The sequence below is a fragment of the Pseudoalteromonas sp. GABNS16E genome (genome assembly GCF_028598715.1).
GTDB lineage: Bacteria > Pseudomonadota > Gammaproteobacteria > Enterobacterales > Alteromonadaceae > Pseudoalteromonas > Pseudoalteromonas atlantica.
In genome coordinates, this window is sequence record NZ_JAQREZ010000005.1 from 26,330 (window position 1) to 39,294 (window position 12,965).

At 39.7% G+C, this 12,965-nt stretch carries 7 protein-coding genes; 6 read left to right on the top strand and 1 reads right to left on the bottom strand.

Going from position 1 to position 12,965, the window contains the following annotated elements; all coding sequences use genetic code 11:
* The first annotated feature begins 1 nt into the window (after position 1).
* The 6 genes from PSI06_RS03555 (at position 2) to PSI06_RS03580 (ending at position 12,215) form a co-directional block, all read left to right on the top strand.
* A complete protein-coding gene (locus PSI06_RS03555) occupies positions 2-1,408 on the top strand; it encodes a protein adenylyltransferase SelO (RefSeq protein WP_273602980.1) in 1,407 nt (468 codons plus the stop codon).
* 334 nt (positions 1,409-1,742) lie between these two features.
* Positions 1,743-2,798: an OmpA family protein gene (locus tag PSI06_RS03560; protein WP_273602981.1), complete on the top strand. Its 1,056-nt coding sequence runs from the start codon at positions 1,743-1,745 to the stop codon at positions 2,796-2,798.
* A gap of 308 nt (positions 2,799-3,106) precedes the next feature.
* The gene (gene acnB / locus PSI06_RS03565; RefSeq protein ID WP_004588162.1) at positions 3,107-5,704 is read left to right on the top strand and encodes a bifunctional aconitate hydratase 2/2-methylisocitrate dehydratase; all 2,598 of its coding nucleotides are present in this window, start codon (positions 3,107-3,109) and stop codon (positions 5,702-5,704) included.
* 234 nt (positions 5,705-5,938) lie between these two features.
* Positions 5,939-10,117, top strand: a complete 4,179-nt coding sequence (locus PSI06_RS03570) for a PKD domain-containing protein (protein WP_273604978.1) — start codon at positions 5,939-5,941, stop codon at positions 10,115-10,117.
* A 220-nt stretch (positions 10,118-10,337) separates the two neighbouring features.
* Entirely contained in the window at positions 10,338-10,970 is a 633-nt protein-coding gene (locus tag PSI06_RS03575) for a 2OG-Fe dioxygenase family protein (protein ID WP_004588163.1), read from the top strand.
* A 9-nt stretch (positions 10,971-10,979) separates the two neighbouring features.
* Complete coding sequence (locus PSI06_RS03580) at positions 10,980-12,215, top strand: cysteine desulfurase-like protein (protein ID WP_273602983.1); 1,236 nt, start codon at positions 10,980-10,982, stop codon at positions 12,213-12,215.
* 20 nt (positions 12,216-12,235) lie between these two features.
* Here the strand turns inward: PSI06_RS03580 and PSI06_RS03585 are convergent, their stop codons facing one another.
* Positions 12,236-12,940: a 2OG-Fe(II) oxygenase gene (locus tag PSI06_RS03585; RefSeq protein ID WP_029774123.1), complete on the bottom strand. Its 705-nt coding sequence runs from the start codon at positions 12,938-12,940 to the stop codon at positions 12,236-12,238.
* Positions 12,941-12,965 lie beyond the last annotated feature (25 nt).

A 12,965-nucleotide genomic window follows, 5' to 3' on the forward strand; every position in this document is an offset into this window, starting at 1 on the left:
CATGAAACTAGTGCCAAGATACACAGACATAGCAGATAACTTCGCAATAGAGGACAGTCCTTCAAGCGTTGCTGCCCCGCAATTACTTTTGTGGAACGAAGCGTTAGCACAGCAGTTTAATATAGATGTTGAGCTAGCGCTGCGCGCCAGTACTTTTGCTGGTAACGAGCCACAACCGGTAAGTGCTGTAGCGCTTGGCTATTCTGGGCATCAGTTTGGGCACTTTTCGCCGCGCTTGGGTGATGGGCGAGCGCACTTACTGGGTGCTATCAGCGATGATAAAAATCAGCTGTGGGATATTCAGTTAAAAGGCTCAGGCGCCACGCCTTTTTCAAGAGGAGGCGATGGACGATGTGCACTAGGCCCCGCTATTCGCGAGTATATTATGAGCGAAGCTATGCATGGCTTAGGGATTAAAACCACGCGGTGTTTGGCTGTTGTCGGCACAGGCGAAGCTGTTTATCGTAATCCGCCGCAACCTGGCGCAATTGTTACCCGCTTAGCAAATAGCCATATTCGCGTTGGCTCGTTTCAGTATTTAGCAACTCAAGGTGATGTAGAGGGATTAAAAAAATTAACTGATGTAGCCATTGAGCGTCATTACCCAAGTATTCAATCAACAGGGGCTCAGCGCTATTTAGACTTTTTAGCAGCCGTTATAAATAGTCAGCTAGCGCTGGTTATTAGCTGGATGCGAGTAGGCTTTATTCATGGCGTTATGAATACTGATAATACCTTGATAAGCGGCGAAACTATCGACTACGGCCCGTGTGCAATGATGAATACCTTTGATTTTGATACCGTGTTTAGCTCAATTGATAAGCAAGGTCGCTATGCCTATGGTAATCAGCCAAATATTGTAAGTTGGAACTGCGCGCGTTTAGCTGAGAGCCTAATCCCGCTAATAGATGAAGATGACGAACAAGCTGTAAGTTTAATGACGCCGCTAATTAATCAGTTTTCTACGTTATTTAACGCGCAATATAATCAAATGTGGGCACAAAAATTAGGCTCAGCAGGTTATAAAGAAGACGATGTAGAGCTTGTAAGTAAGTTATTATTGTTATTTCAAGAGCATAAGCTCGATTATACCAATACCTTTGATGCCCTAACTGAGTCACTAAAGGGTGGCAAAGTGCCAAATGAATTAACGCAATGGGCCCAGTTATGGCAAAAAAGATGTGATGAAAACAGCTATAACCTAATGAGAGCGGCTAACCCAAGGGTTATACCGCGTAATCACATCGTCGAAGAAATCCTTGCGCAATATAATCAACACGGCGAGAGCGAGCTGCTAAGCGACTTTTTAACGGTGATGAGTAACCCATATGATAAAACAGCTAATTTAGCCCGCTTTCAAGAGACAGGTAAAGATGACAAGGGCTATCAAACTTTTTGCGGCACTTAAGTATTGTAATTAATTGTAAGTTTTTGATTATAAATAGTCATTATTAAATAATACAGTGTACAATGATTGAGCAGTTACTCGCTCGGTGTTATTGTGCGCATTCATAAAAAGTAACTATTTATAAATTACCATAATTTATTAATTGCAGATTAGGTAAAAATTTTTACTTAACCTACAATTGGTGGTTGGAATGCCTGTAGATCGTTGAAAAAATTTATAAACTTTATTTTTCGTTAAGTATCGATTAACAAAAGCTCGGGTAGTGTGTACAAAACTGGTTGAGCTAGTATTGATTAGCTACAATTTTCTAAGTTGTTAAAATGGGAAGAAAACAATGAAATTAAAATCACTTACAATTGCAATTGCGTTAGCTGCAACTAGCGCGTCTTCATTCGCTGCCGATAAAGAAGAAGGTTTCTACATTGGTGCATTTGGTGACTACTATGATGCGTCATGGGAAAACATGCGCGCTCAAGCTGGCCTTGACGTAAACGAGTCAACTGGTTGGGGTGTAGAAGCAGGTTACCGTTTCAGCGATTACTGGAGCGCACGCCTTGAGTATGCAGATATGGACTTTAACGCGTTCGATAAAGCTGCGGGCAATCGTAATAATATCGACGGCGAGCGTTACGGTATTGATGCGCTTTACCACCTTGACGGCGGCCCTTTCTACGGTCTATTCGGTATTAAAGAAATGGACGTAGTAGATGACAACACATTTTTAAACGCAGGTGTTGGTTACCAACACTTTATTACTGATGGCTTTTTCGTAAACGCTGAAACTGCGGTATACCAAGGTCTTGATAAAGGTTACACAGATGTAGGTGCTAAAATTGGTATTAACTACTTATTTGGCCAAAACTCTATGCCTGCACAGCCTGTAGAGCCAGCGCCTACAGTAGTAGAAGTACCTGTAGAACCTAAAGACAGCGACAACGACAACATCCTAGATAAAGATGATAAATGTCCTAACACGCCAATGACAGACGCTGTTGATGGCGATGGCTGTACTTTATACGAAGACCGTGAAGTAACAACAAGCTTATTAGTTACTTTCCCACATGATTCTGCACAAGTTGGTCAACGTTACTTTGACGACATTGCATCAGTATCTGAGTTCTTAAAAGAGCACGAAGATACAACTGTACTACTTGAAGGCCACGCGTCAGCTGTAGGTAACGCAAACTACAACAAGATGCTTTCTAAAAAGCGTGCTGATGATGTAGCACAAGAGCTAATTAAAGATGGCATTGCTGAAGATCGCATTACAACTGTTGGCCTAGGTGAAGAACGTCTTAAAAACACAGCTAACACGAAAGAAGCTCACGCTGAAAACCGTCGTGTAGAAGCACATGTAAAATCTATTGAACGTGTAAAAGTTAAGCGTTAATAGTTACTTACTTTATTTTAAAAACCCAGCTTAGTGCTGGGTTTTTTTATGCCTTTAAAACAGCATATGCAGTATTAATTTGATTAAACAAGAATGATTATTACTTAACAAACATTCACGAAAATAGAATTTACGCTTACCACTATTCATAATATTTATAGCCGGTATAATCAGTTGCTTAGCTGGATGGATTTTCATCTATACATAAAAGCTTTATAATCCCGCGTTAGAATACTATAAGTATTGGGTTACTTTTTTTGCGCATGAGGCGCTACCGAATACTTTCACGTCACCAAGAGGGCAATATTGTGCTACAAGAATATCGTAAACACGTAGAAGAACGTGCCGCGTTAGGTATCGTACCAGCGCCATTAGATGCTCAGCAAACGGCTGATCTTATTGAACTAATTAAAAACCCACCAGCGGGTGAAGAAGAGTTCATCTTAGATTTACTAATCAACCGCGTACCACCAGGCGTTGATGATGCAGCATACATCAAAGCAGGCTTTTTAGCGGCAGTTGCTAAAGGCGAAGCACAATCTCCATTAGTATCTAAAGAAAAAGCAGCAGAATTATTAGGTACAATGTTAGGTGGTTACAACATCGCCCCAATGATTGAGCTACTTGATGACGAAACCCTTGCGCCTATCGCTGTAAAAGGTCTATCAAACACATTATTAATGTTTGATGCATTTTACGACGTAGAAGAAAAAGCAAAAGCAGGCAACGAGCACGCTAAAAAGATTATTCAATCTTGGGCAGACGCTGAATGGTTTACTAACAAGCCAGCTGTTGCTGAAAAAATCTCTGTTACTGTATTTAAAGTAACCGGCGAGACAAACACTGATGATTTATCACCTGCACCAGATGCATGGTCACGTCCAGATATCCCACTTCATGCTTTAGCAATGCTAAAAAATGAGCGCGACGGTATCACTCCTGACAAAGCGGGTGAAGTAGGTCCAATCACTAAACTTGAAGAATTAAAAACTCAAGGTTTACCGCTTGCATACGTAGGTGACGTTGTAGGTACTGGTTCTTCTCGTAAATCTGCAACTAACTCTGTGCTTTGGTTTATGGGTGATGATATCCCATACGTACCTAATAAGCGCGTTGGTGGTGTATGTTTAGGTAACAAAATTGCGCCTATCTTCTTCAACACAATGGAAGATTCAGGTGCGTTACCAATCGAGTTAAATGTTGATGAGTTCAACATGGGTGATCAAATTGATATTTACCCATACGAAGGTGTAGTTAAGCGCCACGGTACTGATGACGTTATCTCTACTTTTGAACTTAAATCAGACGTAATTTTAGATGAAGTACGTGCCGGCGGCCGTATTCCTCTAATCATTGGTCGTGGTTTAACAGACAAAGCACGTACCTCTTTAGGTTTAGGTGCTACTGACGTATTTAAAGTACCAGCAGTCACAGAAGTGTCTGATAAAGGCTTTACACTAGCGCAAAAAATGGTTGGTAAAGCATGTAACGTAGCAGGTATTCGCCCAGGCCAATACTGTGAGCCTAAAATGACCACTGTAGGTTCGCAAGATACTACAGGTCCTATGACACGTGATGAGCTTAAAGACTTAGCATGTTTAGGTTTCTCTGCAGATTTAACAATGCAGTCATTCTGTCATACCTCTGCTTACCCTAAACCAATTGACGTAAACACCCACCATACGCTTCCTGATTTCATCATGAACCGTGGCGGTGTTTCACTTCGCCCTGGTGATGGTGTAATTCACTCTTGGTTAAACCGTATGTTATTACCAGATACTGTAGGTACTGGTGGTGATTCACATACACGTTTCCCATTAGGTATTTCTTTCCCTGCGGGTTCAGGTGCAGTAGCGTTCGCAGCAGCAACAGGTGTTATGCCACTTGATATGCCTGAGTCTATTTTGGTTCGCTTTAAAGGTGAAATGCAACCAGGTATCACTTTACGTGACCTAGTACACGCAATCCCTTACTACGGTATTAAGCAAGGCTTATTAACAGTAGAGAAAAAAGGTAAAATCAACGAATTCTCTGGTCGCGTACTAGAAATTGAAGGTGTTGAGCACTTAACTGTTGAACAAGCGTTTGAATTATCAGATGCATCAGCAGAGCGTTCAGCAGCAGGTTGTACTGTTAAGCTTTCTAAAGAGTCTATCAGCGAATACCTTGAGTCTAACATTGTTATGCTTAAGTGGATGATCTCTGAAGGTTACGGCGATGTACGTACAATCGAACGTCGTATTAATGCAATGCAAGAGTGGTTAGCTAACCCAGAACTTATGGAAGCTGACGCTGATGCAGAGTACAAGCACGTTGTAGAAATTGACCTAGCAGAAATTAAAGAGCCAATCCTCTGTGCTCCAAATGACCCAGATGATGCGCGTTTACTTTCTGATGTTACTGGCGAGAAAATCGACGAAGTATTCATCGGTTCTTGTATGACTAACATTGGTCACTTCCGTGCTGCGGGTAAATTACTAGATGGCTTTACTGGTCGTATCCCAACTCAACTTTGGGTAGCTCCACCAACGAAGATGGATAAAGACCAACTAACTGACGAAGGTTACTACGGTATCTTTGGTCGTGTTGGTGCACGTATCGAAACGCCAGGGTGTTCACTGTGTATGGGTAACCAAGCACGTGTTGCTGATAAAGCAACGGTTGTTTCTACTTCAACACGTAACTTCCCTAACCGTTTAGGTACAGGCGCAAATGTATTCTTAGCATCAGCTGAGCTTGCTGCAGTAGCGGCAATTTTAGGTAAATTACCTACACCAGCTGAGTACCAAGAATACGCAGAGAAAATCAATGCAACGGCTGCAGATACATACCGTTACTTGAACTTCCACCGTATGCCTCAGTACACTAAAAAAGCAGACAACGTAATTATTCAGCAAGCTGTATAATCTAAACCTGTTTTAAAAAAACCCGCTTAGGCGGGTTTTTTATTGGTTAAAATAAAATCTAATACTTTCAATAACTAAACTATAAAAATAAATAATTAGCATAATAACTAGTAAATTAATTTGAAAATTAACAAAAAATGAACAATTATAAGTCACAATAACATTTGTTAAAGATTGAGGGAGCAATCAACAAGTATTTTCTTGCTCCGCTTTAAACAACTCACGGAGCACATAATGGAATATAAAAGTAACTACCGATTAAAACTAATAGCGAGTACTGTGAGTACGTGTTTTTTAGTCTCGGCCTGTAGTTTTGATAAAGATGAGGATAGCGACGAAACCGTAAACTTAGCTCCCTCTGTAGCAATTTCTGGGCAAGGCGAAATACAAGAAAAAACCAGCTTTTCACTTACTGCCAGCGCATCAGATCAAGATGGAGAAATAGTAAATTATTATTGGCAGCATGACTCGACTTTAAACCTCAGCGCACAAAACCCAAATTCAAATGAGATAACATACCTCTCCCCCGATATTACAGAAGATGTAACTGTCAACTTTACAGTAACTGTAGAAGATGATGATGGGGCAACAACAAGTGCTACTCAGCAAGTATTAATTAAACGCAACTCAACGGCAGTGACTCTTAATGGCTTAATCACCGATAATACAATTAGTTATGCAAGCGTAGAAATAATAATAGGTGATGAAGTTTATTCAGCGACAGCAGATGAAAATGGTGTTTACACAATAGTATTAGATGTCGATGAAGCCTTAGAGCAAACCCTAGTAAAAGTTAAAGCTAAAGGGCGGGATGATTTAAATCCTGGGGTTGAATTTATCTCTCAGCTTAGCTCTGTTAAAAAGTTAGCTACGCAGGCAGGCGATGATGGCATTTTAGACAGTAATGAAAATTTTGGGGTTAACACAACTAATGTGACAACAGCAGAGTATGCACTGATTGTAAGAGATGGTGATGAACCGACAAGTGAAGATGAACTAGATAATGCACTTTTAAATGTTGATGCTGATGAAAAAGTACAACTTGCAAGCTTGATTAAAATTATTGTAGATAATTCTGATTATGAGTTGCCGGAGGGGGTAGAAAGCACCCTTGATTTAGTTACCGATGAAGAAGTTGCACAGCAATTTGAAGAAGAAGTTAACGAGCAAGACCCCGACCTAATAGAGCAAACGAAAACCGAAATTAAAGAAGACGAAGACTTAGTAACAGGCTCAAAAGAGCCGTTGGTTGGTGAGTATATAATTAATTCTCCGCGTTATTATGCAAACCCCGCTAGTCACTTAACCTTAAATGAAAATGGTACTGGTCAATACCATGCAGTGACGGGTAGCCCAGTAACGTGGGAAGAAGTAAGTGGTAAAATCGAAGTTAATTTACAGTCTCCAGTACTTATTAATAAATACTCCCAGATCGAAGAAGATGTTGAAACTATTTATGAGGAGCATTTAAATTCATTTTCGCTACAAGTACTCGGCGAAAACGATGTTTTTAAAACAGTAGATATTAAAAGCGATATTTCAGTTTATGAAAACAGCGTTGAAGCGCAAAACAAGCAAGAAATACAAACCACCAACCTTATTCTTAAAAGTAAAACCTTAAGTTTGACCGTCGGAGATATTGTCGGTGAATGGGAAATGGAACGTACAGAAAGCCGTAATTTCATTAGCCACCTAGAGACTATTGCTTTCTATGAGGATGGGACCGGCGCTGTTTTAAGTGATAATTCAGCACCGTTTGAGTGGGAGCTGACTAATAATCAATTACAAGTAACCTATGATGAAGACGGTAGCGTTGGAACAACAAATTTTTGGTTTACTAAAAATTTAAAAGCAGGCTATCAGCTAGTTTCATTAGATACTACATCAGCCGACCCAGCTGATAGCCAATATGGCTTAATGATAAAAAGAGAAGCGGTGTCTTTATCAAATGACGATTTAGTTGGGCGTTGGCAGGGCTTTGTTGGCACGTCACAACTTTATGATATGAACGTGTTTGCCGATGGCACAATAATGTTAGGGCTAGGAACTACGTCTTACCAAGGGATTCTTGAGGATGGAAAACTAACTAGACGCCGTTATGAATATAATGACTACACCGTTAGCAGTTGTGAAGGGTTTGATGAAACCTGCTACTTAAGCGCCGAAGTAACCCATGACATCATTGCAGTAGAAGACAGTCAATATTACTTACTAAGAGAGTTTAAATGGTTTTCTCCTGAAGGAGATATTGATGATATCCAAAAAGGTTTACTTATTTATCAGTACAGTAAAGAGCTAAGCTATTCAGAGTTTACCCCCTACTTATTACAAAGCAGTTTTAATCTTTATAAAAGTGCTGGTGAGCAAGTAATAGAGGATCGAATCCGGGTTAATTACGATGACGGCTCATTTACGATAACAATCGATGGCATAGAGTATGAAGCGCAGTTGAATGAAGGTGTCATTGAATATCAAAAAAATGCGCAAACATGGCTTTTTGAAATTGTTAGTGGTGATGGTGAAACATACACTATTTGTAATTACCAACAAGGTAGTAGCTGTACACAGAGCGATAAAACAGTCTATCAATCTAAAAACCCACGAGTGACTTTAACAGCTCTATCTAATGAATTTGGTCAATTACAGCCAGCAGTGCAAGAGGTGCCTTTTGCTCAGTTGGTTGGTTTTAATATAGTGCCTAATGAGGGCTATGAAGTTGATTCAATAGAAGGCTGCGAAGGTTATATTGAGGGGGAATATTATATTGCCTTTAGTGGACACAGTGACTGCGAAATTAATGCTACATTTGTGGAAAAGCCAGAAACAATATCAGGGCAATTTTTAATTAATAATCCTGATTATTTTACCTCTACCTCTTTCAAATTAGAGCTCAACGAAAATGAAGAGGGCGCATTTACTGGCAATAACCAGGTTGCGATCACTTGGTATAAATACTTTGATGAAATTAGAGTTTATTTTTCTGATGAGTATGTTTTAAATGAAAGTGTTGCGTATGAAGTTGAAAATGGCACTCAAGTAGAAGTCAGACGTAAAGATGTAATGACCAGTATGGTACTAAAGGAGCGTTTTGATTTAGGTAACGGCTGGTACGAAATGACGCAGAGTATAAGTAAGTTTCGTAACGAGGAACTAGTTGAAGAGTGGCACAGTGATAGCCATGTTAAATTATTTGATTCTGTAGCATCTCAAATTGATTTAACCCCAAGCGATTTGGTTGGTAGCTGGTCTTTGGATATTCCATCTGAGAGTACAGTTAAGGAATTACTGCTAAATGGTGATGGAACAGGTAATGTAGTCGATACTATTGATACAACGCAAGCAGAAAGTTTTACTTGGCAGCAAACAGAAGTAGGGTTTCAAATTACGACTTCTGATAGTGTTGAAGATATCTATATTATTAAGGATATAGACCTTGGCTATCAAATGATAATGCAAGGCCAGTATGAAGATGAAAGACAGGTAAATGTTGCCGTGATGATAAGGCTTGAAGAACAACCTATAACACCGAGTAATTTTGCTGGGCGTCACTTATTTAAACAAGGTCATGACTTAGAGACCATTTGGGATGAGCTACAAGTATATGAAGATGGTCAAGTATTCTTCACTTATTCAACAAGTTCCATTCAAGGTGAGTTTAAAGATGAAAGCTTTAGTCGAAGCCGAAAATATGATCAACTTACAGGAACATACGGCTCCGATTGTGATTTGACTTTAGAAACGTGCTTAATTGATTATACGATGGATTATAGGCTTATTAATCAAAATGATAGTTACCAAGTTGTAGAGCGTGTATCTAGATCGTTTGATACTAATTCAGGGGAAGAAAACCTTTCTTACGCATCACTTTACTTTGAAAACTATATTGAAAATACAAGCGCTGATAAGTTTTATGAGCATGAAATCCCTTTTGAAATTTACGAACGCAGTGGTGAGAGCTTCGTAAAGTGGGGTATTTACTATATAGATGGGTACGAGCTTTGGAAAAACGATATTAAAGCTGGATCACTTGAATTAGTTGAAGGTAAGTTTACCTACGAACAAGACGGCCAAAATAAGGTGATTGAATTTATCTCGAATGATCGCGATGAGATAGTGCTTTGTGAGTATTTACAAGGTACAGCATGTCAAAATCAAGAAAAGATGACCTTTACGATTTTTGCGCCAAGGTATGATGTTACAGTTTATTCAGATGGTAATGGTGTGGTAAATAACGGGGTTGAAAACTACACAAGCTTTCATGGCGATACGTTAACCTTTAATATTTCTGCAAATGCAGGCTATAAATTAGAGTCTATTAGCGGGTGTGATGGCGTTTTAGAAGACAATACATACACGGTTCATTATTTGGCGCAAAGCTGCGATATTAATATCGCATTTGAACTAATGGAGTGAATACGCTCTATAGTTTCGCTCTAAAATTAGAGCGGTGATTAAATTTAATAAATTGGCTACACAGTGTAGCCAATTTTTTTGAATTAAATTTTCAATAAACTAGAATTTTATATCTTAAAATTTAACTTTTTATCTTTTATGCCTCAATTTATGCTCAGAAAATCCTTTCTACATGCATTAAAATCCCTTTCAATATTCTCATTATTTTAAGCGAGATTTTATGACTGCATTAAACAACCAGAATTTACTGCAACTTCGTTTTATTAACCAAGCAAATATTGATTTGGTTAAGCCTTCTTTTGATAACCTACCTGCTAATCCGTATGCAGATGGTGAATTTCGTAAGCGTCGTTACTCGGTAATTAAATTTCAAAATGGTGAGCTAAAACTACAAGCTGCCAAAGCGTTTGTTCAAGACGATTCTATTAATACCTTTCAGGGTAATGTTGAGCGTACTTATGAAAACTTAGAGCAAAGCTTACTTGAGTCAGAAGGTATGAAAAGCATTGTAAGTGAGTTTTGTGAGCTTACCGGCATTGATGAAGGCCGTGATATTGAAATTCACCAATTTAGAATGCTTGCCATTGATAGCGATACGCCCGCAGCACCAGAAGGTGTGCATCAAGATGGGTTTGACCATGTTTGTGTATGTGGTGTTTCTCACGAAAACTTAGAAGGCGGCGAGCTGCTTGTATACGAAAATAAGCAAGCAGAACCGTGTTTTAAAATGGAAATTAAAGACGGAATGTTTGCACTAATAAACGACCGTCAAGTTTGGCACAATGCAACGCCAATGAACAAAGTAGATACAAACAAGCCAGGTTACCTGGATTGTTTTGTACTTACCTCTTAAGGAATGCTCATGAACATAGCGCAATTACGTGAGCAGTTCCCTGCATTAATACAAACCGTTGATGGTAAATCGCCAATATTTTTAGATGGCCCAGGTGGCTCTCAAGTGCCGCAGTCTGTACTAAGTGCAATGACTGCTTATTTAGGGCACTACAACTCAAACTTAGGCGGTGCGTTTTTTTCAAGTGATAAAACAGTTGAGCTAATGGCAAATGCGCGCCAAGCAGCAGCCGATTTACTTAATGCGCCAAGTGCACAAAATATAGTGTTTGGCCCTAACATGACCAGCCTTACCTTTAGCTTTAGCCGTGCTATTTCACGCGATTGGCAAGCCGGCGATGAGATTATTGTGACTAATGCTGATCACTTCTCAAATGTATCGTCATGGCAGCAAGCAGCGCAAGATAAAGGCGTTAAAGTTCAAACCGCTTTAATTAACGAGGCTGATTGCAGCTTAGATATGGCGCAGTTTGAAAGCTTATTAAACAGCAATACTAAACTGGTTGCGGTAACTTACGCTTCAAATACTACGGGTTCTATTAACGATATTAAACGTATTATAGAGCTCGCCCATGCTGTAGGCGCATTAGTGTACGTTGATGCCGTGCATTATGCACCGCATGAGCTTGTTGATGTTCAGGCCCTTGATTGCGACTTTTTGGCTTGTTCTGCCTATAAGTTTTTTGGTCCTCACTTAGGCATGGTGTACGGTAAAACACAGCATCTTGAAGGTTTTACGCCTTACAAAGTAGAACCAGCTAAAGATGTAGCACCAGGTCGATGGGAAACAGGCACGCAAAGCTTCGAAGCCTTAGCTGGTTTTATTGCCGCTGTTGATTACATTGCTGCAATTAGCGGGCTTGATGAAGGCCACACGCGCCGTGAAAAGTTAACTGCGGCTTTTGCTAAAACAAAGCAGCACGAAATGGCGCTTAGTGAGTACTTTTTAACGCGTTTAGTTAATTACCCGCGCATTAAGCTATTTGGCATTGATGACCTAGAGCTCTTAAACGAGCGTACGCCTACATTTGCTTTAACCTTTGAAGGGCTAGAGCCGCGTGAGGTGTCTGAGTTTTTAGGCAAACAGCATATCTGTGTATGGGATGGACATTTTTATGCACAAGGCTTATGTGAGCAGTTAGGCGTACTTGATAAAGGCGGTGTAGTACGTATTGGTTGTATGCACTACAACACCATTGAAGAGCTAGATCAGTTGTTTAATTTATTTGATGAACTGCTCGGTTAAATGATACTAATTTTGGTGCGCTAACTTTTAGGCGCACCATATATTTGCTCTGCGCGATTAAATAGCACCCATGAAGTTAAAATATATTTATCGTTCGATACCGGTTTATTACCTCGATGGGTATGCGTAAAGTAGCCAGGGGCAATGACCATAGTGCCTTTTTTAGGCGCAATTTTACGTTTTTGATAATAAAACTCTGTTTCGCCACCTTCCTCTACATCGTTTAAATAAAACATAAATAATAATACACGGTGCAGTGCTTCATTGTGTTGTAGCTGTGGATACACTTCACTATGCCAGTAAGGGTAGCCGCCTTTATTTACCTCGTACTTTTGCGCCTGAATGTTCCCAAGTCTAAATATTTGCTGCACCAACACAGAGAGCTGTGGTTTGCCCACTTCGTCAAAGTTATCCTGTGTTAAATCCACCACATCCCCCGTTTTTGGGTGATAAACTTTTAAGCCAAATGCGCCAATTAGCATAAAAAAGTGTGCTTCTACATAGTTAAAAACATGCTGTGCAGTGGTTTGCTGAATATGCTTTAATTGTTGGGCGTATTCTGGGTAACTGTTTAATTGCAGGTCGTGGCTGTCTTTCTTTTTTAAGTCCACACCACCAGAGGTTACACCTTGTTTTACATGCGGGCTGTTAGAGAATGTGGTAATAAAGTTATCGCAAAAATCATCGCTTAACGCGTTATCAATAACGTGGATAAAGTCCGTCATGATTTACCTTTTTATTTAGTTTTTA

Bases quoted from the DNA above. Each gene is read 5' to 3' on its own strand.
- PSI06_RS03555 (WP_273602980.1), top strand. From the start codon at position 2: ATGAAACTAGTGCCAAGATACACAGACATAGCAGATAACTTCGCAATA.
- PSI06_RS03560 (WP_273602981.1), top strand. From the start codon at position 1,743: ATGAAATTAAAATCACTTACAATTGCAATTGCGTTAGCTGCAACTAGC.
- PSI06_RS03570 (WP_273604978.1), top strand. From the start codon at position 5,939: ATGGAATATAAAAGTAACTACCGATTAAAACTAATAGCGAGTACTGTG.
- PSI06_RS03575 (WP_004588163.1), top strand. From the start codon at position 10,338: ATGACTGCATTAAACAACCAGAATTTACTGCAACTTCGTTTTATTAAC.
- PSI06_RS03580 (WP_273602983.1), top strand. From the start codon at position 10,980: ATGAACATAGCGCAATTACGTGAGCAGTTCCCTGCATTAATACAAACC.
- PSI06_RS03585 (WP_029774123.1), bottom strand. From the start codon at position 12,940: ATGACGGACTTTATCCACGTTATTGATAACGCGTTAAGCGATGATTTT.